1 protein-coding gene is annotated in these 1,488 nt (G+C 74.0%); it reads left to right on the top strand.

From position 1 onward, the window contains the following. Nucleotides 1-133 precede the first annotated feature (133 nt). A complete protein-coding gene (gene menC / locus ESO86_RS19995; protein WP_242492433.1) occupies nucleotides 134-1,450 on the top strand; it encodes an o-succinylbenzoate synthase in 1,317 nt (438 codons plus the stop codon). Nucleotides 1,451-1,488 lie beyond the last annotated feature (38 nt).

Genomic DNA, 1,488 nt, shown 5'->3' with positions numbered 1-1,488 from the left:
CGGCCGCCGACCGCTCGGCCGCTCTGTCGCCGGACCGGAGGTCCCGCCACGCCGGGCCCGCGGCGCGCTACCGTCGTGGTGGGCGATCGGCGCAGCGCCGAGGCGCCGTGCACGACGACCCGATGGAGGATCGATGACCGACGACGCACGCACCGACGCCCCGACCCCGACCGACACCCCGCCACGCATCGAGGCGATCGAACTGCACCGCCTGGAGGTGCCGCTCGTCCGCCCGTTCGAGACCTCGTTCGGCCGCGAGACGGCTCGCGAGGTGCTGCTGGTGCACGTGCGCACCGATCGGGGTGACGGCTGGGGGGAGTGCGTCGCAGGTCGGGACCCGTTCTACTCGGGCGAGTACGTCGACGGCGCGGCATCCGTCATCGAGCACTACCTCGCGCCGGCACTGCTGCGTGCGCCCGTGCCGCGGGTCGTCGACGACGGGCACGTGAGCGGGGTGCTCATCGAGGACCCCGCGCACGCGACCGGCATCTGGGTCGACGATCGCGAGCAGGGCGGTGCCTCCGGGAACGGCGTGCAGGGCGGTGCGGCGGCGTCGATCGCGAGCGTGCCGCTCGCGGCATCCGTCGCCCCGGCCCTGTCGTTCGTCGCGGGGCACCGCATGGCGAAGGGCGCCCTCGAGGCCGCCGTCCTCGATGCCGAGCTCCGCGCCCAGGGCCGCTCGATGGGGGAGTGCTTCGGCGCGGTGCGCGACTGGGTCGACTGCGGCGTCTCGGTGGGCATCGCGCCCACCCTCGAGGAACTGCTCGACGAGGTGACCGGCTACCTCGAGGCGGGCTACCGTCGCATCAAGCTGAAGATCAAGCCCGGCTGGGACCTCGTGCCGGTCGCCGCGGTGCGGGAGCTCATCGGTCGAGACGCGATGCTCCAGGTCGATGCGAACACCGCCTACACGGCCGACGACATCCCCCTGCTCGCGAGCCTCGACCCGTTCGACCTGCTGCTCATCGAGCAGCCGTTCGCCGAGGAGGACCTCGCGACGCACGTGCGCCTCGCGGAAGCGGCCGCGACCCCCGTGTGCCTCGACGAGTCGATCCTCGACGTCACGACCGCGGTCGACGCGATCGAGCGCGGCGCGACGAGCATCGTGAACATCAAGCCCGGTCGCATGGGCGGGTTCCTCGAGGCGCTGCGGGTGCACGACGCGTGCCGGGCGCGCGAGGTGCCGGTGTGGTGCGGGGGCATGCTCGAGACGGGCGTCGGTCGGGCCGCCAACGTCGCGATCGCGGCCCTTCCGGGCTTCGTCCTGCCGGGCGACACGTCGGCGTCGGGTCGCTACTTCGCGGAGGACCTCACCGAGCCGTTCGTGCTCGGCGCGGGCGAGCACCGCGGGCAGATGCGCGTGCCGGATGCCGCGGGCACGGGCGTGACGGTGCGCGACGACCTGGTGCGCGACTGGGCGTCCCGGCCGGTGGTGACCATCGGCGCGTGACGCCGGGGCCGTCCCGACCGGCGTGAGCCATGCGGGTC

The organism is Agromyces binzhouensis (assembly GCF_004135055.1).
Taxonomy (GTDB): Bacteria; Actinomycetota; Actinomycetes; order Actinomycetales; family Microbacteriaceae; genus Agromyces; species Agromyces binzhouensis.
Note: the sequence above shows the minus strand (reverse complement) of the source record. Positions and strands in the feature narration are given on the sequence as shown.